This is a genomic window from Pseudomonas coleopterorum (assembly GCF_900105555.1).
Lineage (GTDB): Bacteria > Pseudomonadota > Gammaproteobacteria > Pseudomonadales > Pseudomonadaceae > Aquipseudomonas > Aquipseudomonas coleopterorum.
In genome coordinates this window covers 3732801-3753854 of sequence record NZ_FNTZ01000001.1, presented here as the reverse complement: position 1 = coordinate 3753854, position 21054 = coordinate 3732801, and the positions used below count along the sequence as shown (strand labels likewise).

The window sequence follows — 21054 nt, the reverse complement described above, 5'->3', positions numbered from 1 at the left end:
CGATCGGCCATGAATACAAGAACGATGCTGATGCAGGCCGGGATCTTCGGTCTGTCCCTGTGGGCCGGCGCTGCCATGGCAGCGGTCAGCGCACAGGAGGCCGACCAACTGGGCACCCGCCTGACCCCTCTAGGCGCCGAGAAGGCCGGCAATGCCGACGGCTCCATTCCGGCCTGGTCGCCGATGCCGCGCACCGCCGGTACGGTCGACAGCAAAGGGTTTCTCTCCGACCCCTACGCCAGCGAGAAGCCCCTGTTCACCATCAACGCGCAGAACGTCGAGCAGTACAAGGCCAAGTTAGCGCCTGGCCAGTATGCGATGTTCAAGCGCTATCCGGACACCTTCACGATGCCGGTCTACCCCTCCCATCGCGGCGCGAGTGTGCCGGACGAGGTTGCGAGTGCGATCAAGGTCAACGCGACCCATGCTCGGCTGATCGGTGACGGCAACGGTGTGGAAGGCTTTCAGATGGCCACCCCGTTCCCCATTCCCAAGACCGGCATCGAGGTCATCTGGAATCACATTATTCGTTACCGTGGCGGCAGCGTCTCACGGCGCGTGACCCAGGCCACGCCGCAACCCAATGGTTCCTACAGCCTGGTGTACTTCCAGGACCAGTTCGTGTTTCGCGACAGGATGAAGGATTTCGATCCGCAGCATCCCGGCAACGTACTGTTATATTTCAAGCAGGATGTGATCGCGCCGGCGCGTCTGGCGGGCACCGTGCTCCTGGTCCACGAGACCCTGGATCAGGTGGCCGAACCGCGTCAGGCGTGGATCTACAACGCCGGGCAACGCCGTGTGCGACGCGCGCCGCAGGTGGCCTACGACGGTCCCGGCACCGCGGCCGATGGTCTGCGCACCTCGGATAACCTGGACATGTTCAATGGCGCTCCGGATCGCTATGACTGGCAACTGGTAGGCAAGCAGGAGATGTTCATCGCCCAGAACAGCCACCGGCTCGATTCGCCCAATCTCAAATACGCGGACATCCTCAAAGCCGGCCACATCAACCAGGATCTGGCCCGCTACGAACTGCGCCGGGTATGGCACGTGGTCGCCACGCTCAAGCCCGGTCAGCGGCACATCTACGCCAAGCGTGACTTTTACTTCGACGAGGACACCTGGCAGGCGGCCGTGATCGATCATTACGATGGCCGTGGACAGCTGTGGCGCGTGGCCGAAGCGCACGCGCAGAACTACTACGACCAGCAGGTGCCCTGGACCACTCTGGAGGTGCTCTATGACCTGCAGTCGGGACGTTACCTGGCGCTGGGCATGAAGAACGAGGAAAAGCAGTCCTACGACTTCGGCTTCACCGCCACCACTTCCGATTTCACCCCGGCGGCGCTGCGCCAGGACGGTGTACGCTAGCAGGCTGCAGGCCATGGCTGACGAGGGCTGAGAGCGCGACACGGGAATCTTTCCCGGTTTTTGCCCTCCAAGTCAGTCACACGTTCACGACCCGTCGCCGCATTTTTTCAGCAGATTTCCGCCTTCATGTAGTAGGAGTTGCCCATGTTTACCTCGCGTCGCTTGATCACTGCCGCCGCTGCCATCGCCCTGTTGTCCGGGTGCGCGTCGCAGAATCCGTATGAAAACCAGGGCCAGGCCCAGGGTTCGTCGGGCATCAGCAAAACCGCCAAGTATGGCGGGCTGGGTGCACTGGCCGGCGCCGTGGCCGGTGCCGCCATCGACCACAACAACCGTGGCAAGGGGGCGCTGATCGGCGCTGCCGTGGCCGGCGCCGCTTCGGCAGGCTACGGCTACTATGCCGACCGTCAGGAAGCGGCGCTGCGTGAAAGCATGGCCAACACCGGTGTGGAAGTGCAGCGCCAGGGCGATCAGATCAAGCTGATCATGCCGGGCAACATCACCTTCGCCACCGACTCGTCGAACATCTCCAGCAGCTTTTACACGCCGCTGAACAACCTGGGCAATTCGTTCAAGCAGTTCAACGAGAACAACATCGAGATCGTCGGCTACACCGACAGCACCGGCAGCCGTCAGCACAACATGGACCTGTCGCTGCAGCGCGCCCAGGCGGTCAGCAACTACCTGACTGCGCAGGGCGTGGATGGCTCACGCCTGTCGGTACGCGGCGCAGGTCCCGACCAGCCGATCGCCAGCAACGCCGACGCCAACGGCCGTGCCCAGAACCGCCGTGTCGAAGTCAACCTCAAGCCGATTCCCGGCCAGCAGTACTCGCAGCCGGTCCAGCAGCAGTAATCACTGCAAGGCTTGCAAAAAAATCCCGCTCTGGCAGCGGGATTTTTCATGGGCGATCAGTCTTTCTTCAGCCGCTCCAACGTCGCGTCCTTCTGTGTCCACAGCGTATTCACCCAGGTCTGGAACAGCGCGCGGTACGTCTCGTTCTGGTCATAGCTGTGGCCGATGAATTGCTCGGGGATTGGCAGCTCCTCGAACAGCACGTGGATTTCGCCCACTCGACCGCACAGCAGGTCCCAGAATCCCGGTGCGCCCTGTGGGTAGTAGATCGTCACGTTGACCATCGACTGCAACTGTTCGCCCATGGCATCGAGCACGAAGGCGATGCCTCCAGCCTTGGGTTTGAGCAGGTGGCGAAACGGTGAGGCCTGCTGGGCATGTTTGGCCGGGGTGAAGCGGGTGCCTTCGGCGAAGTTGAAGATGGCGGTCGGCTTGCCGCGAAAGCGGGCGCAGGCGCGGCGGGTGGTGAGCAGGTCTTCGCCTTTCTTCTCCGGATGCTTGGCCAGGTAGGCCTTGGAATAGCGCTTCATGAACGGGAAACCGAGCGCCCACCAGGCCAGGCCGATGACGGGTACCCAGATCAGCTCGCGCTTGAGGAAGAACTTCAGCGGCCGGATGCGTCGGTTGAGCACGTATTGCAGGACCAGGATATCCACCCAGCTCTGGTGGTTGCTGGTCACCAGGTAGGAATGCTGGTAGTCCAGCCCCTGCAAGCCCTCGACCTTCCAGCCAATGCCGCCGAGCAGGTTCATCCAGGCCTTATTGTTGCTGATCCAGGCTTCGTGGATGTGGCGCATCAGTTCGTCGGTCAGGCGCTGCGCCGCCGCGAAGGGCAGGCACAGTTTGATCAGGCTGACGATGAACAGCGGCGTGCAGCAAACGATGGTGTTAAGGGCCAGCAGCAGGGCGGCGCACAGCCCGGTAAGAATCTGCAAGATGATGTTCCTAGAGGTCGAGGGTGCGGTTGGCCTGGATGGCGGTCAGGGCAATGGTGTAGACGATGTCGTCGACCTGGGCGCCGCGCGGCAGGTCGTTGACCGGTTTGCGCAGCCCTTGCAGCATCGGCCCCAGGCTGACGCAATCGGCACTGCGCTGGACCGCCTTGTGGGTGGTGTTGCCGGTGTTCAGGTCGGGAAACACGAACACCGTCGCCCGGCCAGCGACCTGGCTGTCCGGAGCCAGCTGGCGTGCGACGTTTTCGTTAGCGGCGGCGTCGTATTGCAGCGGGCCGTCGATCAACAGATCACGCTGGGCCTCCTGCGCCAGCTGGGTCGCCTCGCGGACTTTCTCCACTTCTTCGCCGCTGGCCGAGTTGCCGCTGGAATAACTGATCATCGCTACCCGCGCGGCAATCCCGAACGCTTCGGCGGAGTCGGCGCTCTGCAGGGCGATTTCCGCCAGTTCGGCAGCGCTGGGGTGGGGGTTCATCACACAGTCGCCATACACCAGCACCTGATCGGGAAACAGCATGAAGAACACCGACGACACCAGGCTGCAGCCCGGTGCGGTCTTGATCAACTGCAAGGCCGGACGGATGGTGTTGGCGGTGGAATGGAGGATGCCCGAGACCAGACCGTCGACTTCATCGAGGGCCAGCATCATGGTGCCGATCACCACGTTGTCTTCCAGCTGCTGCTCGGCCATGGGCGCATTGAGGCTCTTGCTCTTGCGCAGCGCCACCATCGGCTCCACGTAGCGACTGCGAATCAGGTCGGGGTCGAGGATCTCCAGCCCTTCGGGCAGCTCGATGCCCTGGGCACTGGCCACCGCCTGCACGTCGGCGGGCTTGGCCAGCAGCACGCAGCGGGCAATGCCGCGGGTCTGGCAGATGGCCGCTGCCTGAATGGTCAACGGATCGTGGCCTTCGGGCAGGACGATGCGCTTGTCGGCCTGCTGCGCGCGCTGGATCAGCTGATAGCGGAACACGGCCGGCGACAGCCGCAGCTCCCGCGGCGTGCCGCAGCGCTGGTGCAGCCACTGGGCATCCAGATGGCCGGCAACGAAATCGGTGATGATCTCCGCACGCTCGCGGTCATCGATGGGGATTTCCTTGTTCAGCTGGTTCAGACGTGTGGCGGTGTCGTAGGAACCGGTGCTCACCGACAGCACCGGCAAACCGGCCTGCAGGGCGCCCCGGCACAGTTCGAGGATGCGTGGGTCGGGCAGGGTGTCGCTGGTCAGCAGCAGCCCGGCCAGAGGCATGCCGTTCATGGCCGCCAGGCTCACGGCCAGGATGATGTCGTCACGATCGCCCGGGGTCACCACGAGAACGCCCGGCTTGAGCAACTGCACGGTATTGAGCACGGTCCTGGCGCAGATGATGATCTTGTTCATCCGCCGCTGCTCGTAGTCACCGGCGTTGATCACCTGCGCGCCAAGCAGTTCGGCCACGTCACGGGTGCGCGGCGCGTTCAGGTCGGCCTGGTAGGGGATGCAGCCGAGCAGGCGAAAATCACCGCTACGCAGCAGGGGCGAGTGCTCCTTGAGGCGCGCGGCGAACACCTCCATGCTTTCATCGGTACGCACCTTGTTGAGGATGACGCCCAGTACCTTCGGGTCGCGCGGGCCGCCGAACAACTGCGCCTGCAACTCGACCCGGCCGGAGAGCTCGGCGAGCACCTCGTTTTCGGCACTCGACACCAGCACCACATCGGCATCCAGGCTTTTCGCCAGGTGCTGGTTGACCCTGGCGGCATAACTGGCGTTGCGGGTCGGCACCATCCCTTCGACGATGACCACGTCGTTGCCCACGCAGGCCTGCTGGTACAGGGTGAGGATCTCTTCGAGCAGCTCGTCGAGCTGCCCATCGCCTAGCATGCGCTCGACGTGGGCCAGGCCCAAGGGCCTGGGCGGCTGCAGGCCATGGGTGCGGGCAACCAGCTCGGTCGAGCGTTCCGGGCCCAGGTCGCCGGGGTGTGGCTGGGCGATGGGCTTGAGAAAACCGACCTTCAGGCCGGCGCGTTCCAGGGTTCTTACCAGCCCCAGGCTGATGGAGGTCAGGCCTACGCCAAAGTCAGTCGGCGCGATGAAGAAAGTTTGCATGCGAGCTTCTCGGGTGAGCTTTGGGCTGCACGCTACAAGCTTCACGCCACGGCCCGCAAGTAGAAACGAATCGCGCCGTGCACAGTCATAATTTCATGGCAGGTGCCAAGGCCTTCACGGGCTGGGCACATTGCCTCGGGTCATCCGTCGGCCGAGTGGGTTCGCTTTCGAGCCAACCCTTGGTTACACTTGGTCGTTCTACATTCTTATGCAAAAGGTCTTACCTCATGCTGATCGCCGCCAACAAGGCTGTCTCCATCGAATACACCCTGACCAACGACGCTGGTGAGGTTATCGACAGCTCCGCCGGCGGCGCGCCGCTGGTTTATCTGCAAGGCGCTGGCAACATCATTCCTGGCCTGGAAAAGGCTCTGGAAGCCAAGCAGGTCGGTGACGACCTGGACGTGGCGATCGAGCCCGAAGATGCCTACGGCGAGTACGCGGCCGAACTGGTCAGCACCTTGTCGCGCAGCATGTTCGAAGGCGTCGACGAGCTGGAAGTGGGCATGCAGTTCCACGCTTCCGCACCCGATGGCCAGATGCAGATCGTGACCATTCGCGACCTGGACGGCGACGATGTCACCGTCGACGGCAACCACCCGCTGGCCGGTCAGCGCCTGCACTTCAAGGTCAAGGTCGTCGACATCCGCGACGCCAGCCAGGAAGAAGTCGCGCACGGCCACGTGCACGGCGAAGGTGGTCACCACCATTGATCTGAGCACTGTGCTCCTCTTCGGAGCTACCTGGCGCAGATGCAAACAGGGGGCACGTCAGCGACGTGCCCCCTGTTTTTTTGGCCCCCTGTAGGAGCGGTCATCGGCCGCGAAGGGTCAACGCGGTCTGGCTGACACGCAGCGTACGGTTCAGCCCTGGGGACTCGTTGCAGTCCTTGCAAAGCTTGCCGAAGGTATCGGCGAGCAAGCGTTCGTCAGCTGCTGCTCGAACTGCTCGACGATCGCGCCCCAACCCTGAAGCCGGGCATGTCGCCGCGCGTTGAGGCGGACCCTGCGCAGGTTCTCTTCGTCCTCCAGCAACCAGCCAGCGGCTTCCAGAAAGGCCGCCTCGTCGCCAGGCATGGCCAGCGCGCCGCTGTGGCCGTGGCGAATGTGCTGCGCTGCGGCGGCCTCATCGTAGGCCACCACGGCCAGGCCCGATGCCTGCGCTTCCAGCACCACATTGCCGAACGTCTCGGTGAGGCTGGGAAACACGAAGATGTCACCACTGGCGTAATGCTCCGCCAGCGCTTCGCCACGCAATGCCCCACAGAAAACCGCCTCGGGCACCTGCCGCTGCAGATCGCTGCGCCGACTGCCATCGCCGATCACGATCAGCCGGATAAGTCGCCGCGGATGCTGCGCCTGCAGGTGGGCAAACGTGCGTGCGAGCAGGTCCAGGTTCTTCTCCTGCGCAAGACGTCCGACATAGAGCACGGCCAGGTCGCCCTCGCTCAGCCCCCAGCGATGGCGCAGGGCCGTGCTGCGCCGCCGGGGATGAAACAGCTGGCTGTCGACACCGCGCGCCAGCAGATGCAACCGCTCGAAGCCTCGCCGCTGCAACTCCAGACGTTGGCTGGTGCAGGGCACCAGGGTCATGCAGGTGCGACGGTGAAACCAGCGCAGATAATGGGTCACCAGACGTGCCAGCAGTCCCAGCCCGCAGTGCGCAGCGTATTGCTGAAAGTTGGTGTGGAAGCCGCTGACCACCGGGACACCCAAGCGCCGGGCGGCACGCAGCGCGCTCAAGCCCAAGGGGCCGGGCGTTGCGACATACACCACATCGGGCCGCCTCGACCGCCAGCGCCGCACCAGCCGCCCCATGGACGACTCGCCCCACTGCAGCCCAGGGTAGCCAGGAATCGGCCAGCCACGACACAGCATCACATCATCGCTCGGCGCGCTGTCCTGCACTTGCCGGGGTCGCACCACATCCACATGGTGTCCACGGCCGCGCAATCCCTGGCACAAATGGTCGAGCGTGCTGGCAAGCCCGTTGATCTCGGGGGTGAAGGTTTCGGAGACGAGGGTGATATGGAGTGGGAGCGCTGTCATTCAGACAGTTTCGGGGACTTGTATTGCGTTGGTGTGGCGCATTCGTGAGGAATTCATGACGCCATCACCAGCGGTGCGAGCCGTGATCGGTCGCACCGCAATGACTCACCCCCGCTCACGCACCCAGAACAACGTCGCCCCTGCCACCGCGGCCGGCATCATCAGGACGTTGACCCCCGGAATCAACAGCGCCAGGTAAACGATGCCGCCGAAACTCAGGCTGCGCCAGCGCTTCTGGCGTAGCCAGGCGAGCATGTCCTGCCAGCTCATCTTGTGGTTGTCGGCGGGGTAGTCGATGTATTGGATGGCCATCATCCACACACCGAACAGTAGCCACAGAGGCGCGGCGATGATGTTCAGCATGGGGATGAACGACAGGACGAACAGCGCCAGCGCACGGGGCAGGAAATACCCGAGCTTGCGGGCTTCGCGAGCCAAAGTGCGGGGAATCATTTCGAGCAGCTCGGCCCAGCGAAAGGGCGGAAACTCGTCCTTGCCCCGAACCACCACCTCGACCTTTTCCGACAGGAACCCGTTGAAGGGGGCGGCGATGATATTGGCCAGCATGGTGAAGCTGAAAAACACCATGAACGCCACCAGCACGGCGAACAGCGGCCAGAGGATGAAGTTGAGGAAGCTCAGCCAGTGCGGCAAGCTCTGGATCAAGTGATCGACCCAACCGCTGAACAGGTGCCCAGCGAAGTAGATCAGGCCCACGAACAACACCAGGTTGATGCCCAACGGCAGCAGCACAAACAAACGCAGCCCGGGAGACAAGACCATTTTCAGGCCTTCGCGCAGGTATTGCGGGCCGGACAGTGCAGGGACAGGCATGGACAACTCCAAGACAGTGAAAACGTGCTGACAGTACCGGCTTTGCACGGGCGCGGGAACCACGGCAATGGCTGGTAACAACCTGGTGCGATCCTGATCGGTTGAAGATGTCCGCATAGAAGAGGGCTATGGATCGGATTGCCAAAGGGTATTTCCCTAATCGGGCTTACGTCGTTAAGCTTGGCGCATTCGATTTTCAACCCTTCCTTTTGAAGTTTACGGGCTGGCGGCATTGAACCTTCCCCAAGGTGTCTTGCCAGTCCTTTTTATTCCAGCCGTACCGGATTGGCGTCAACGTCCGGCAGTCAGGAGCTCGTCATGTCTCAAGTTCGTCATTCCCGCGTGATCATCCTGGGCTCCGGCCCTGCCGGTTACAGCGCCGCCGTCTACGCTGCCCGCGCCAACCTCAAGCCGTTGCTGATCACCGGCATGCAGGCAGGCGGCCAGCTGACCACCACGACTGAAGTCGACAACTGGCCGGGCGACCCCCATGGTCTGACCGGGCCAGCACTGATGGAGCGCATGCGCGAGCATGCCGAGCGTTTTGAAACCGAGATCGTCTTCGATCACATCAACGCTGTGGACTTCGCTGCCAAGCCGTTCACTCTGACCGGCGACAGTGCGACCTACACTTGCGATGCGCTGATCATCGCCACTGGCGCCAGCGCACGCTATCTGGGCCTGCCGTCGGAAGAAGCGTTCATGGGCAAGGGCGTTTCGGCCTGCGCGACCTGCGATGGTTTCTTCTACCGCAACCGCGAAGTTGCGGTGGTCGGCGGCGGCAACACCGCGGTCGAGGAAGCCCTCTACCTGGCCAACATCGCCAGCAAGGTCACCCTGGTGCACCGTCGCGATACCTTCCGTGCCGAGAAGATCCTGATCGACAAGCTGCATGCCCGTGTGGCGGAAGGCAAGATCGAGCTCAAGCTCAACGCCACGCTGGAAGAAGTGCTGGGCGACAACATGGGTGTCACCGGTGCACGTCTGCGCAACAACGACGGCATTGCCGAGGAGCTGAAAGTCGATGGCGTGTTCATCGCCATCGGCCATACCCCGAACACCTCGCTGTTCGAAGGCCAGTTGGCCCTCAAGGACGGCTACATGGTGGTGCAGGGTGGCCGTGAAGGCAACGCGACTGCCACCAGCGTCGAGGGTGTATTCGCGGCCGGTGACGTGGCCGACCATGTATACCGTCAGGCAATTACTTCGGCCGGTGCTGGCTGCATGGCGGCGCTGGATGTGGAGCGCTATCTGGATGGGCTGGCCAACGCTTCGTTCTAAGCCGGAACCGCGGGGCGGCCTTCGCGGGTAGAACCCGCTCCCACAGTGGACCGCATTGCCTCTGGCAGTTGTTTCCAGCTACAAAGGGTGATGGACCGAACCCTGTGGGAGCGGGTTCTACCCGCGAAGAGTCCCTTGAGCCAGACACAAAAAAAACCGACCTCACAGGGTCGGTTTTTTCATGCCCGTCGATCAGCCCAGGCGGGCCAACGGCAGTTCGGAGAACGTCACCCCTGCCAGGCCATGCTCCATCAGATTGCGGATGTTGCCGTGATCGCTGCCGTCGGGTGTTGCCACCACCGAGCGATAGTGTTCGCCGAACGCCAGCAATGCCTCTTCATCGCTCAGCCCTTCCAGCAGGGCCAGGCCCAACGTCTTGCACGAGCCTTCATTCTGACCGGCCGCATTGTCCAGAGCACCGTTGCGGAAGGCCTGCGGTGTATAGGCATAGTGCTCGGCGACGAACGCCAGCGTCGTTGCGAACTGATGTTCGCCGCTGGCCAGGCTGGTGCGCAGCGCCTTCATATCATGCATTGGGCGTCCCCTTGGCGAAGGCCGCCTGCTGTTCGGCGCTGGCTTCCTGCTGGTACTGAGCCTTCCACTGCGCGTACGGCATGCCGTAGACCACTTCGCGGGCCTCGTCGAGGCTGACCTCGACCTGCTGCTCGTCGGCTGCCGCCTTGTACCATTTGGACAGGCAGTTGCGGCAGAATCCGGCCAGGTTCATCAAGTCGATGTTCTGCACATCCTTGCGCTCGTCCAGGTGCTTGACCAGACGGCGGAAGGCTGCGGCTTCCAGTTCCAGACGTTGCTGTTCGTTCATGTCGCTCTCCAGCTGGGCGGCAACCGGTCAACGGCTGCCAGCGAGGGTAATCGAAACCGATTCGGCGAAGCGCAGCGCATGGGGCTTGTCGACTTCCACTTCGGCGTAGCGCACGGCGGTGTTCTGCATGACCAGGTCGAGAATTTCCTGGGTCAGGCGTTCGAGCAGGGCGAAGCGATTGCCCTCCACGTGCTGGATCACCGCCTTGGTGATGGTGCGGTAGTTCAAGGCGTGCTCGATATCGTTATCACGCACCGCTTCGAGTGCCGGGTACAGGACGGTGAGGTTGATCAGCACGTCCTGTTTGTTGACGATTTCGTCTTCGTTGATACCGATGAAGGTGCGCAAGCGCAGGTCCTTGACCCGGATACGTGCCATTCCTGGCTGCAGTGGTGCCATCGTTGTGTGCTCCGCAGAATGTTCGGGGTCAGCGCCGTGTCCGGGCTGGCAGGCAGGCGCTATTTTACGTGCCTGCCGCCGTTGACGGTCAAGGTGGTGCCCGTGACGTAGGGGTTTTCCAGCAGGTAGCGCAGGCTCTGGTAGATGACCTCGGCACCGGGCTCGATGCCCAGCGCCGATTTGGCCAGCGACTTGTAGCGATAGTCGGCGTCGTCGTCCGGGTTGAACAGGATCAGCGCCGGGGCAATGCCATTGACCTTGATCGCCGGGGCGAAGCGCGCGGCGAACGACAGGGTCAGGTTGTCCAGGCCCGCCTTGCTGGCGCAATAGGCCATGTGCTTGGCGCTGCCCTTGCGCGTCACGTCGTCGCTGATGTGGACGATGTCGGCCGGGCTGGAGGCGCGCAGCAGGTCGGCGCAGTGCAGGTTGATCAGGTAGGGCGCCAGCATGTGCACGTTGACCATCTGCTGGAACGCAGCTGCTTCGTCTCCCGCACTGTCCGCGATCCAGGCCGACGCGTTGTGGACGATGGCGCGCAGCTGCGAGGTCTGCGCCTTGAGCGCATCGATGAACGCCAGAATGCCGGCCTCGCTGCCGAAGTCGGCATGGATGGTGACCGCGCCCATCTCGCGCAGGTGAGCGACGGTTTCGCGCTCCTGACGGTAGCTGATGATGACCGGTTGGCCTTCGCCCAACAGGCGTTCGGCACAGTGCAGGCCGATGCGCTGGCTCGCACCGGTGATGAGGATCGGGTGGGGCATGGGGCGGGCTCTTCGTCGGCAGGTTGCTGCGCTGATTTATACCACAAAGCGCAGCAGGGCCGACCGATCAGGCCACCTTGGCCTTGGGCAGCGGAGCGCGGGCCGGGGTGGCGTGCAACCAGTTGCGCAGTAGGCGCGTCGACAAGGGAATGAAGAAAAACACCATGATCGGAGTCAGGGCCAGGGTGCTGAGCATGATTCTGGGCACCAGACTGATCTCGTTCAACACGTGGCCGAACAGGAAGTTGAAGATCAGCGACACCGGAAAGAACGCCAGCCAGATGGCCACGGCCTGCTTCCAGCGCGGTGGACGCTGCAGGCCACTGTCGCCGAACCAGCCTTCGGTGCCGCTGACGCGGTGCACATGGGGTTGGGCGAACAGGTCGCTGCCACGGCCCAGCCACGAACGACGGGAAGCCGAATGCTCCCAGGCATGCAAGGTGGTTTCATCGGCGAAGCGGAAGATGATCTGGAATTCGTCGTCGCCTGGCGCAGGGGCCAGAACGCCAGAACCCAGGTAACCCGGAAAGTCGGTGGCAAGCTGTTCGCCTTCATGCAGCCAGGCGATCAGGTCCTGATATTTGCCATCGGCCACGCGGCGCGCGACCATCAAGGTAACGGGTGAGGTAGACATTGTGTATCTCCAGACAGTCTGGTGCTCCGGGTAGGAGCCTCCATCGAATGCAGCGCCGGGGTAGTGGGCTGCATTTGAAATCAAGCAAGTATTATTCCCGAAAACGGTCGGTTGCACATCTACCGTCCGTTGGATCATCCGCAAACCTCTATGTACCCACAGCGGTTACACTGTCGATTCATGTTCCTGGCAGCGGTTGACTAGCAATGAGCGAATCCGGCACCCGATTGTCTGGCGTGCAAGATGCAGCGCTGGACGAGCTGTACCCCATTCGCGAGGTTGCGCGACTGACCGGAATCAATCCCGTCACGTTGCGTGCCTGGGAGCGTCGCTACGGCTTGGTGCAGCCAACACGCACCGAAAGCGGGCACCGCTTGTACTCGTTGGCCGATATCGAGGAGGTGCGCAGCATCCTGGGCTGGATCGAGCGCGGGGTGGCGGTGAGCAAGGTCGGCAAGATTCTCGCCCGTACCCAGCAGACCGAAGCACCACCGCCCAGCGCCCGCGACGAGCCGGGTGAATGGCAGCAGTGGCAGGAACGGGTCCGCCAATGCGTGCGCGAATTCGCCGAACCCAGGCTCGATCAGGTCTATGGTCAGGTGTTTTCCAGTTACCCGCTGGCCGTGGCCTTCGAGCAGGTGCTGATGCCGGTATGGCAGGAACTGCTCGTGCACCAGGGCCACTTCGGCCAGGCCAGCGAATGGATCTTCCTCGATACATTCCTGCGTGCGCGCACGCTGCAACGCCTGCGCCTGACTGCCGATCAAGGACAGGACAGCCGCGTAGTGCTGGTGGCCATACCCGATCAGTGCCGCGAACTCGAGCTTCAGGTGGCCGGCCTGCTGTTGGGCGGACCGCAAGTGGACGTGCAGTTGCTGGGCTTGGGCCAGCCGCTCGAAGAGCTGAGCCTGGTCTGCGAAAAGCTCGCTCCACAGGCGCTCGTGCTGTTCTCCAACCGTCCGCCGGTGCCGGCGCTGATCCGGCAGTTGAAGCGATTGAACAACGCCTTGAGTTGCCCGCTGCTATTGGCCGGTGAGCTGTCCGAGACGGTCCAGGAAAGCCTTCAGTCTCCGGAAATCGTGTGTCTGGGCAGCGATGGGCGCCTGATGCAGCGGCGTCTGCAGCAGTACCTGGCGGGCCATCTGGACAGCTGACTGGATCGGCGTCAGCTGTGAAGTTGCGGATGCACCAGACGGTGCTGCTGCAGGATGAACTGACGCAGTGACTCGATCGCCCGGGCGTCGCTCTGGCTGAGGCGGTAGGCGAACAGACCGTGCTCGGCCTCGCGAATCATCGAGCCGCGCAACGGAATCGGCGCGTAGCCTTCAGGCGTGAACCACAGCTGGAACCTGGCCGGCGCCTTGGCCCCATGGCGGGCCTCGAGCAGGGCGCCCTTGAAGGAAATGTCGCGAACCCAGAAGTCGCTGTCACGTCCTTCGCCATCGCGCAGCACGATGGGTTCGGTCAGACTCAACCGCCATGGACGCAGCATCGGCCCGTCTTCATAGATACTCGGCGCCCCCAGTTCCAGATGGGCCGCCTGGAAATCGTCCTCCACGATCTGCAGCGGAAAACTGATCTGCTGATTCTCCAGGTGCGCCTCGATGGTGACCTGTTCATGGGAGGCCAGGCGCATCAGCAGCTCGCGCACCTGCGGCCCACCCTTCACCGAAACATTGAGAAGGGTATCGCGCACGTTGAGCTGCGGATTGGCCTGCATGGCCCGCAGGAAATCCAGCTCGTCCTGGGTCAGCAATACATCAGGCGGCATGGCGCACGCTCGCGGTGAATGAGGATTCGATGCAGCCTCGAAGAATGTTCATCGTCATCGCGCTGGACTCGAAGGGGCAGAGGTTTCGAGTTCGGCGACGCGTCGTTGCAGCGCTGCGACCTGCTGTTCCAGTTCGACGATACGCTGCTGCGCCGCGACCTCGCGGCTGACATCCTTCTGGATCCCGATGTAGTACATCAGTTGGTCGCTTTCGTTATGGACCGGCGTGATCGACAGCTCATTCCAGAAACAGCTGCCGTCCTTGCGATGGTTGCGCAGCACCTCGCGGCACGCCACGCCCTGATCGATCGCTTCGCGCACCCGCCGACGAGCCGGCTGGTCACGGTCGTCACCCTGCAGCAAGCGGCAGTCCTGATAGAGCATTTCCATCGAGCTGTAGCCGGTCATGCGTTCGAACGCCGGATTGACGTAGATGAGGATATTGTCCTCGCCTTCCTGTTCGGCGACGACGATGCCGTCGTTCGACGCATCGATCACCCGTTGCAGCAGCTTTGCATTGATCATGTGAGAGGTTCCCTACCGTACAGCGTAGTCTAATTCATACGCGCCGCAGGAGGAGGGCCAGAGCGCCAGATCTTGCCTTTCAATGCGTGAACGGGCTGTTAAGATCATGCCTTTGAATGGTTCGAGACAGTCATCATGAAAGTTGCCATCCTCAGCGGTTCGGTCTATGGCGCGGCCGAGGACGTCGCCCGGCATGCCGAACAGCTGCTCAAGCGGCAGGATATCCAGGCCTGGCACAACCCCAGGGCCACCGTGCAGGAGATTCTGGCGTTCGCACCCCAGGCGCTGCTGGCGGTGACGTCGACCACTGGAATGGGGGAACTGCCGGACAACATCATGCCGCTGTACGCTCAGCTGCGCGACGAGCTGCCGGCGGCATTGCGCGGATTGCCCGGTGGCGTCATTGCACTGGGCGACTCCAGCTACGACCTTTATTGCGGCGGTGGCGAGCAGATGCGCGAGCTGTTCGCCGAACTGGGCATCCATGAAGTGCAGGGCATGCTGCGCCTGGACGCCAGCGAAACCGTCAACCCGGAAGCCGACGCAGAACCCTGGCTGGCGCGGTTCGTGGAAGCACTGCGCAGCTGACCATCAGTCCTGCTCGGCACTGTCGGCCGTGGCCGTGAGCAGCTCGTTCAATGCATCAGGCTGGCTCTTGAACGCCTTGGCGAAGATGTCGCGGTTTTTCGCCATGTAGATCCCGGCGTCTTCGACCTGCTTGTCGTCGAGCGACGGCACGGCTTTCTTCAGGACGTCTGCGAGCAGCTCGGCCAGCTCGAGCATTTTGTCGTGACGATCGGCTTCAGCTTTGTCCATAAACAGGCGCTCCAGATCTCGGCTGCTGCGGTATACCACTTCGACGGCCATTGACCACCTCATATGCCTAGGGGAATTTGGTTCAGTACAACTACTGTTCGTTTATACAGTGTAAAGCATAAGGCAAATTTCTGCGCTTGAACAGCCGTGTCGACGAGGTGCCCTGCGACAGTCTGGCTGCTTCTCATCAGCCGGGGCTGGCCCTTATGCTGCATGCGCTAAACGAGCATAGGCGCTCGGGCACCGCTCTCAATCGGTTCGCATAAGGAACACAGGCAATGAAATGGGCTGAAAAGCTTCGAGGGAGCCTGCACGCTCAGGCCGATTCGCTGGGCAATCTGTGCGTGGAGTCCTTCCACTACCTGGCACTGTTCGGGATCGGTGCCATCACCGCCTGGGCGGCCGTCAGTGCTTTTCTGGGAATGGTGGAGAAGGGCAGCGTAAGCGTGGATGACATCCTGTTGCTGTTCATCTACCTGGAGCTGGGTGCGATGGTGGGGATCTATTTCAAGACCAACCACATGCCTATCCGCTTTCTGCTGTATGTGGCCATCACCGCCCTGACACGCCTGCTGATCGGCGATGTCTCGCATCATAACGCACCGGATGTGGGCATCATCTACCTGTGCGGCGGCATCCTGCTCCTGGCGTTCGCCATCCTGGTGGTGCGCTACGCGTCGTCGCGCTATCCGTCGGTGAAAGAGAAATCGGACAGCTAGGCCGAACACCGGTCTATCAGAGGCTGGCGGACACCGGTGCGGCCTGCGCGGTCGCAGCGTGAAGGGCCGGCTTGCTGCCCAGTTTGTCGACGTTGCCGGCATCGGTCATTGCCGCCAGCATCTGCATGGCGCTGCCGCCTTGCTCGATGGCCATGCCGAACTTGATGCTTTCGATCAAGCGGCGCATGCGCTTGGGGTCGTTGCGCTGTTCGGCGGTGATCATCCGCTTGGCGGCGACACCTCGCTCGTTGGACAGGGTCAGCATGATGCTGCCATCCAGGCGCTGGATGCTCAAATTGACGCGGTATTCGGGCTGGAACGCGTCGCTCAGGGCTTGGAATGGATTATCCATGAGGTACTACCTGTCATAGTCGAACTTTGTTAATGGACTGGACGATTAGTTGCTGGTTCCAGACCGCTGGTCGGCTTCATACTTCATCCTTTGCTATATGTAACCGCTCCTTACTTTGCTGCCTTTCGATGTAGCAATCGCCGTGCCCGGATTGGAGAACTTATTTGCAGGCAATAAAAAAGGCGAGCTCTGGGCTCGCCTTTTTCCTTAGTTCAGGGCTCAGGACTTGCTGTTGAGCACCTGCTCGTTTTCCAGAAACTCCTCTTCGAGCAGCGCCTCGTTCGGGCCGTCGGGGATGGCCTGCGTGTTGGCTGCACGCTTATTGCGCAGCCTGCCGAACAAATGCTCCAACGCATGGCTGAGCTTCTCGGCAGCGCCGTCGATCGCCAGCTCCAGCGTTTCTGCCTTGTGGGTCACGGAGATGGGCTGATGCCCCTTTGGCCGTGCTTCCATCTGGCAGCGCATGTCGTCAGGACCGGATTTCTGGCCATTTTCGTCGGCCAGATGGACCTCAACGCGGGTGAGGTCTTCCTGGTAATGCTCGACTGCGCCTTCCACTACGGTGCGTACCCACTCCTGCAGGCGGGCGTCGCCTTGAATATGGTTATCGCTATTGACCTGGATCTGCATAGTTCATCCCTTATTCGGCTTTCTCGCTTGAGATTCGATGACTGATTATCATCGCCTCTTGAAGTACAAGGTCAGGGAGTTGAAGAAACAATTCAACCCCTTGATGAAGATAAATATTCAGTAACTTTTCCGAACTTTTCATGAAATAAGTGCGAAGCCTGATATTTCTGGTCCTGCGGACACGGCCCGCGTCCTGCTGCAGCAAGGGATGCACCTGTAGCAGAGGCTGGCCGACTGCCTTAGGCACAGACCCTAGAAGGCGACCGAGGTCTGCACGTAGACAGTGCGCGGCTCACCTACGTACTTGCCCTTGTTGTTGTCGTCGAAGGAGCGGGTGTAGTACTGGTGGTTGAAAATGTTCTTCACACCCACCGCCACGTTGAGGTCGGACAGCTGCGGTCCGAAATCGTAGCCGGCGCGGGTGCTGAAGAGCATGTAGCCGGGAATGCGTCCGGTGCTGCCATCGGCGCTTTCGGCCTGGGTGTTGGCGTTGTCGGCGAACTGGCTGCTCTGGTAGGTGCTGTCCAGGTCGAGCTTCCAGGGGCCTTGGGTGTAACCAACGCCCAAGGTGCCCTTGTGGCGTGAGGAAAACGGTACGCGGTTACCCTTGTTCGGCCCATCTTCGCGAATGGTCGCATCCACGAACGCGTAGCTGGCGTGGACGTCGAAGCCGGCCAGGGCCGGGCTCAGGTCGTCCAGGGCGTAATTGATGCTGGTCTCGATGCCCTGATGCCGGGTTTCGCCACGCGCGATCACGCTGTCGTTGGTCTGGTTGCTGTCGTACTGGTTGTCGAAGTTGATCAGGAACGCGCCGATTTCCGCACGCAGGTTGCCGTTGTCGTAGCGTGTCCCCAGCTCCCAGGTGCGGGCCTTCTCCGGTTTCACTTCGCCGCCGGTCACGCGGTTGGGCATCTGGCTGTACTGCACGCTGCCGAAGGAGCCTTCGGTGTTGGCGTACAGGTTCCAGTTTTCGTTGACGTGGTAGAGCACGTTCAGCGCCGGTAGGGCGGTGGTGTAGTCGCCCTGGTATTTGACGTTGCTCAGGTTGTTGGTCTGCTGCGAGTCGATCATCTCGTAGCGGATGCCCGGTGTGAACGTCCAGCGGCCGATGTCGATACGATCGTCGATGTAGAGGGCGTGAGCCTGGGTTCCGCCGCGGGTGTCGCGGTCGTTGCGGCTGTCGGTGCTCGGCAGTTGCTGGTTGGCGCTGATCGGTGTGCGATAGCGCAACTCATGGCCCGCCTCGCTGATGTAGCGGTAGCCCACGCTCATCTCGTGCTGGGTCTGGCCCAGATCGAAGCCCTGGGAGAAGCGTGTTTCCACACCCCGTACCCAATACTCGCGAGGTGACAGCGAGAGGAAGTTGCCCTGGTCCAGGTAGCCACTGCGCAGGGTCTTGGTGAAGAAGGTGTTGGCGGTGAATTCGCGGCGATCTTGCTGATAGCGATAGCCGAAATTGACCATGGTGCGACGGCCCCAGAACTTGTCGTAGCGGCGGGTCGACTGGTAAGGGTCGGCCTTGTAGTCGGCCGCGCTGAGGCCGCCGGGCATGTCGGCTTCACCTTCGTAGTACTGGGCTTCGGCATTGAGGCTGTTGGCCTCGTCGATCTGGTACTTGCCCTTGAGGATCAGGTCGTCGATCTGGGTATCGCTGTGTTCGCGCCAGTCACTGCCGCGCACGCCGGAGTAGAGCACGGCGCCGCCCAGGCCGTTGTCGGCGGTGCCACCTGCCAGCAGGTTGCCCGTGGTCTTCAAGCCGTCCTGGCTCGACGAGGGGCTGACCTGGGTCTGGAAACCCCCTTTCACGGTCGGAGCATCGGGAATGGCACGGGTCACGAAGTTGACGATGCCACCGACGTTCTGCGGGCCATAGCGCACGGCGCCGCCACCGCGGACCACGTCGACGGCGTCCATGTTGCCCATGCTGATTGGTGCGAACGACAGCTGCGGCTGGCCATAGGGCGCAAACGGCACCGGGATGCCGTCCATCAACACCGTGGAGCGGGTCGCCAGCCGTGGGTTGAGTCCACGGATGCCGAAGTTCATCGCCATGTCATGGCTGCCCGTGCCGTTGTTCTGCGGCGCGTTGACCCCCGGGATGCGGTTGAGAACCTCACGCGCGCTGGTGGCACCGGTGCGTTCGAAGTCTTCGCGACGCACGACGTCGCGCGCGCCGGGGTGTTCGAAGACGTTGGTCTGCTCGGCGGCGCCGAGCCAGTCGCCCACCACGCTCGAGGCGCCCAGCTCGACGGCGGCACCGGGACTGCCGGGTTGTGCCAGTGAAGCAGGCTCCAGGCTGTAGGCACCGTCACCCAGAGCGCGCGCCTGCAGGCCCGTGCCTTCGAGCAACTTCGCCAATCCCTGTTCTACGGTGTACGCGCCTTGCAGGCCAGGGCTGGGCTGGTCTGCCAGGGTGGTCGAGCCGAACGAGATCAGTACGCCGGCCTGACGGCCGAACTGGGTGACTGCGCTTTCGACCGAGGCAGGCGCGATCTGGTACTCGCGAGTGGTGCCGTCGGCGGCCAGGGCGTGCGGCAGTTGAGCAACGCTTACGGCAGTGCCGAGCAACAGGCAGCGCAGGGCGCGGGCGAGCGGGGTGGGCAGGTTGGACATGCGGCGTTTCCAGGCAGGATGTAGGGAGAGTTACCCTGTCTGTCACGCGAGCAAGGCAAAACGGCTCAAGAAAGATGTAAAAAACTTTTGGCAGCGCCTGGGTGACTAGACGCGGGCTTGCACCGTGACCCAATAGCGGGTGAAACGGCGGACTTTCACCGGCAGTGCGGCCTCCAGCGAATCGAGAATCTTCTCGGTGTCGCCCAGGGGGAAACTGCCCGACAGCAACAGGTTGGCCACCGACGTATCGCAGTCCAGTTGGCCACGGCGATAGCGGCCCACTTCGGCCAGAAAGTCGCCCAGGCGCATGTGCGCGGCGATCAGCATGCCGTCGACCCACGCACCGCTGTTGGCGTCCAGTGGCCGCGCGGCATTGAAACGCTGGCGATCGAACTCGACCTGCTGGCCGCCGGCCAGGCGCAGCGGACCGCCCTGCAACCCTGTGGGCTGAATGGCGACCGCACCCCGCAAGGCCTGCACCTGGGTGCTGCCCGGCAACTGGCGAACGTTGACCTGCGCGCGGTCAGCGGTCACCAGCCCCTGATCGGTGCTGATGCGCAAGGGCCGTGCATCGGCCCCTGCGGTGAGCATGATTTCGCCTTCGAGCAGGTGGATCAGGCGCAGACCTGCGTCGAAGCGTACGTCCACCGCACTGGTGGTGTTGAGGTTGATTCGGCTGCCGTCGTCCAACTGCAACTGGCGACGCTGGCCCAGCGGGCTGCGATAGTCGGCCACCAGCGGCGGCAGCCAATGCTGTTGACGCAGGGCCAGGGTGGTTGCCCCAGCCATCCCGAGCAGGAGGAGCGTCTTGAGTGCGCGTCGACGGCCTGGCGAGTAGGGCGAGCCCACGGTGGCCTGCGCCAAGGGACCGGGCAGGCCGGCAAACTGTTGATTGACCTTCTGGATGTGCTCCCAGGCGCGGCGGTGTTCGCCATCGGCGTGCAGCCATCGCTGCCACGCCTGCTGCTGCCGCGGGTCGAGCGCCCCCTCCTGCAGTTCAAGCCACCATTGCACGGCCTGCTCGGCCACGTGTGGGGAAAACGTGCGCGCCTCGTTCACAGTGCGAAGTAGCAGCGCATGGCTGCCTTGTGCAGGTAGCGCTTCACCGTGGCCAGGGAAATGCCGAGTTCGTCGGCGATGTCCTGGTAGCCCAGGCCATCGACCTGCGCCAGCAGAAAGGCGCGCTTGACCAGCACCGGCAGGCCATCGAGGAGCGCATCCAGCTCCAGCAGGGTCTGCAGGATGATCGCTCGGTGCTCTTCGCTGGGCGCGAGGGGCTCGGGCATCTGGCTCAGCGCCTCCAGATAGGCACGCTCCAGATCCTGACGGCGGTAGTGATTGAACAGCACACGCTTGGCGACCGTAGTGAGAAAGGCGCGGGGCTCGCGAATGGGCGTGACTTCACGCGCGGTCAACAGGCGCATGAAGGTGTCCTGGGCAAGGTCGGCGGCATTGTCCGGACAGCCCAGGCGGCTGCGCAGCCATTCGGTCAGCCAGCGGCGATGAACGAGGTAGAGGCCCTCGACCGATTGCGAGGCAGGGGAAGTCACAGCGGTCACCGCGAACACTCCGGCGCC

General features: G+C 62.6%; 24 protein-coding genes. 7 read left to right on the top strand and 17 right to left on the bottom strand.

Going from position 1 to position 21054, the window contains the following annotated elements:
* The first annotated feature begins 9 nt into the window (after positions 1–9).
* The gene (locus BLV18_RS16805; protein ID WP_090360225.1) at positions 10–1374 is read left to right on the top strand and encodes a DUF1329 domain-containing protein; all 1365 of its coding nucleotides are present in this window, start codon (positions 10–12) and stop codon (positions 1372–1374) included.
* Between the two features lie 144 nt (positions 1375–1518).
* Positions 1519–2229 carry a YiaD family glycine zipper/OmpA-like lipoprotein gene (locus BLV18_RS16800; RefSeq protein ID WP_090360223.1) on the top strand — a complete coding sequence of 237 codons (711 nt, stop codon included), beginning with the start codon at positions 1519–1521 and terminating at the stop codon, positions 2227–2229.
* Positions 2230–2285: 56 nt separating this feature from the next.
* On the opposite strand, the gene BLV18_RS16795 is transcribed toward BLV18_RS16800, so the two are convergent.
* Positions 2286–3167, bottom strand: a complete 882-nt coding sequence (locus BLV18_RS16795; protein ID WP_425272651.1) for a 1-acylglycerol-3-phosphate O-acyltransferase, YihG family — start codon at positions 3165–3167, stop codon at positions 2286–2288.
* 7 nt (positions 3168–3174) lie between these two features.
* A complete protein-coding gene (pta, locus tag BLV18_RS16790) occupies positions 3175–5271 on the bottom strand; it encodes a phosphate acetyltransferase (protein WP_090360218.1) in 2097 nt (698 codons plus the stop codon).
* Positions 5272–5498: 227 nt separating this feature from the next.
* Here pta and BLV18_RS16785 point away from each other — a divergent pair, with 227 nt between their 5' ends.
* On the top strand, positions 5499–5984 hold the full coding sequence (locus tag BLV18_RS16785) for an FKBP-type peptidyl-prolyl cis-trans isomerase (protein WP_090360216.1): 486 nt from the start codon (positions 5499–5501) through the stop codon (positions 5982–5984).
* A gap of 150 nt (positions 5985–6134) precedes the next feature.
* On the opposite strand, the gene BLV18_RS16780 is transcribed toward BLV18_RS16785, so the two are convergent.
* Positions 6135–7319, bottom strand: coding sequence for a glycosyltransferase family 4 protein (locus tag BLV18_RS16780; protein ID WP_090360213.1), 1185 nt, complete (start codon positions 7317–7319; stop codon positions 6135–6137).
* A gap of 105 nt (positions 7320–7424) precedes the next feature.
* The gene (gene cysZ, locus BLV18_RS16775; RefSeq protein ID WP_090360211.1) at positions 7425–8153 is read right to left on the bottom strand and encodes a sulfate transporter CysZ; all 729 of its coding nucleotides are present in this window, start codon (positions 8151–8153) and stop codon (positions 7425–7427) included.
* A 318-nt stretch (positions 8154–8471) separates the two neighbouring features.
* Here cysZ and trxB point away from each other — a divergent pair, with 318 nt between their 5' ends.
* Complete coding sequence (gene trxB, locus BLV18_RS16770) at positions 8472–9434, top strand: thioredoxin-disulfide reductase (RefSeq protein ID WP_056844155.1); 963 nt, start codon at positions 8472–8474, stop codon at positions 9432–9434.
* A 192-nt stretch (positions 9435–9626) separates the two neighbouring features.
* On the opposite strand, the gene BLV18_RS16765 is transcribed toward trxB, so the two are convergent.
* The 5 genes from BLV18_RS16765 to BLV18_RS16745 form a co-directional block, all read right to left on the bottom strand.
* On the bottom strand, positions 9627–9968 hold the full coding sequence (locus tag BLV18_RS16765) for a HopJ type III effector protein (RefSeq protein WP_090360208.1): 342 nt from the start codon (positions 9966–9968) through the stop codon (positions 9627–9629).
* Complete coding sequence (locus BLV18_RS16760) at positions 9961–10257, bottom strand: DUF1244 domain-containing protein (protein ID WP_049861226.1); 297 nt, start codon at positions 10255–10257, stop codon at positions 9961–9963. The genes BLV18_RS16765 and BLV18_RS16760 overlap by 8 nt, the downstream gene beginning before the upstream one ends.
* Positions 10258–10284: 27 nt before the next feature.
* Complete coding sequence (gene folX, locus BLV18_RS16755; protein WP_049861227.1) at positions 10285–10656, bottom strand: dihydroneopterin triphosphate 2'-epimerase; 372 nt, start codon at positions 10654–10656, stop codon at positions 10285–10287.
* A gap of 59 nt (positions 10657–10715) precedes the next feature.
* Positions 10716–11417 carry a dihydromonapterin reductase gene (gene folM / locus BLV18_RS16750; protein WP_049861228.1) on the bottom strand — a complete coding sequence of 234 codons (702 nt, stop codon included), beginning with the start codon at positions 11415–11417 and terminating at the stop codon, positions 10716–10718.
* 67 nt (positions 11418–11484) lie between these two features.
* A complete protein-coding gene (locus tag BLV18_RS16745; protein ID WP_049861229.1) occupies positions 11485–12051 on the bottom strand; it encodes a putative antibiotic biosynthesis monooxygenase in 567 nt (188 codons plus the stop codon).
* Positions 12052–12257: 206 nt separating this feature from the next.
* Here BLV18_RS16745 and BLV18_RS16740 point away from each other — a divergent pair, with 206 nt between their 5' ends.
* Positions 12258–13205, top strand: coding sequence for a MerR family transcriptional regulator (locus BLV18_RS16740; protein WP_090360205.1), 948 nt, complete (start codon positions 12258–12260; stop codon positions 13203–13205).
* 11 nt (positions 13206–13216) lie between these two features.
* Here BLV18_RS16740 and BLV18_RS16735 read toward each other — a convergent pair whose 3' ends face one another.
* Positions 13217–13822 (bottom strand): hypothetical protein, encoded by a 606-nt coding sequence (locus BLV18_RS16735; protein WP_090360202.1) that lies wholly within the window; start codon positions 13820–13822, stop codon positions 13217–13219.
* 54 nt (positions 13823–13876) lie between these two features.
* On the bottom strand, positions 13877–14347 hold the full coding sequence (locus BLV18_RS16730) for a PAS domain-containing protein (protein WP_090360197.1): 471 nt from the start codon (positions 14345–14347) through the stop codon (positions 13877–13879).
* Positions 14348–14482: 135 nt separating this feature from the next.
* Here BLV18_RS16730 and BLV18_RS16725 point away from each other — a divergent pair, with 135 nt between their 5' ends.
* A complete protein-coding gene (locus BLV18_RS16725) occupies positions 14483–14935 on the top strand; it encodes a flavodoxin (protein WP_090360195.1) in 453 nt (150 codons plus the stop codon).
* A 3-nt stretch (positions 14936–14938) separates the two neighbouring features.
* Here BLV18_RS16725 and BLV18_RS16720 read toward each other — a convergent pair whose 3' ends face one another.
* Positions 14939–15214 carry a YebG family protein gene (locus tag BLV18_RS16720; protein WP_049861234.1) on the bottom strand — a complete coding sequence of 92 codons (276 nt, stop codon included), beginning with the start codon at positions 15212–15214 and terminating at the stop codon, positions 14939–14941.
* A 227-nt stretch (positions 15215–15441) separates the two neighbouring features.
* On the opposite strand from BLV18_RS16720, the gene BLV18_RS16715 reads away from it, so the two are divergent.
* On the top strand, positions 15442–15882 hold the full coding sequence (locus BLV18_RS16715) for a phosphate-starvation-inducible protein PsiE (RefSeq protein WP_049861235.1): 441 nt from the start codon (positions 15442–15444) through the stop codon (positions 15880–15882).
* Between the two features lie 16 nt (positions 15883–15898).
* Here the strand turns inward: BLV18_RS16715 and BLV18_RS16710 are convergent, their stop codons facing one another.
* From BLV18_RS16710 to BLV18_RS16690, 5 genes are all read right to left on the bottom strand, one after another.
* Positions 15899–16234: a DUF3509 domain-containing protein gene (locus tag BLV18_RS16710; RefSeq protein WP_056844162.1), complete on the bottom strand. Its 336-nt coding sequence runs from the start codon at positions 16232–16234 to the stop codon at positions 15899–15901.
* A gap of 219 nt (positions 16235–16453) precedes the next feature.
* Positions 16454–16864: an HPF/RaiA family ribosome-associated protein gene (locus BLV18_RS16705; protein ID WP_090360193.1), complete on the bottom strand. Its 411-nt coding sequence runs from the start codon at positions 16862–16864 to the stop codon at positions 16454–16456.
* Between the two features lie 252 nt (positions 16865–17116).
* Complete coding sequence (fecA, locus tag BLV18_RS16700; protein ID WP_090360191.1) at positions 17117–19477, bottom strand: TonB-dependent Fe(3+) dicitrate receptor FecA; 2361 nt, start codon at positions 19475–19477, stop codon at positions 17117–17119.
* A 105-nt stretch (positions 19478–19582) separates the two neighbouring features.
* Positions 19583–20491: a FecR domain-containing protein gene (locus BLV18_RS16695; RefSeq protein WP_244156884.1), complete on the bottom strand. Its 909-nt coding sequence runs from the start codon at positions 20489–20491 to the stop codon at positions 19583–19585.
* A 41-nt stretch (positions 20492–20532) separates the two neighbouring features.
* Complete coding sequence (locus BLV18_RS16690; protein ID WP_240050177.1) at positions 20533–21027, bottom strand: sigma-70 family RNA polymerase sigma factor; 495 nt, start codon at positions 21025–21027, stop codon at positions 20533–20535.
* Between the last annotated feature and the right edge of the window lie 27 nt (positions 21028–21054).